1 pseudogene is annotated in these 267 nt (G+C 37.1%); it reads left to right on the top strand.

Going from position 1 to position 267, the window contains the following annotated elements:
- Window positions 1-267, top strand: a pseudogene (locus tag ACFINO_RS10860) (trwN protein); the annotation flags it as partial.

The following is a 267-nucleotide window of genomic DNA, read 5'->3' as shown; positions in this document are numbered from 1 at the left end:
CGTCATACAAGAATCATCGGATTATATCTCTGTAAGAAGCACAAATGATGACCCTAAAGTTTCACGTCAATCTTCCATGTTTGAGGAAACAGTCGCAACAGTTGAACAATTTAAGCAGTGTGGGCGTAATTTCGACATTAGTTTGAGACAAATTAACGTCAGAAATTTGGAATATTTTGGCGTGTCTCTCTCTGATTTATTTAACCTCTGCGAAAATCTCAAAGCTATACAAGCTGTTGTAGCAGACTGTTCTGAACGTGAAAAATT

The organism is Bartonella sp. AA83SXKL (assembly GCF_042196965.1).
GTDB lineage: Bacteria > Pseudomonadota > Alphaproteobacteria > Rhizobiales > Rhizobiaceae > Bartonella.
The sequence above is the reverse complement of the archived record's forward strand: the minus strand, read 5'-3'. Positions and strand labels throughout refer to the sequence as shown.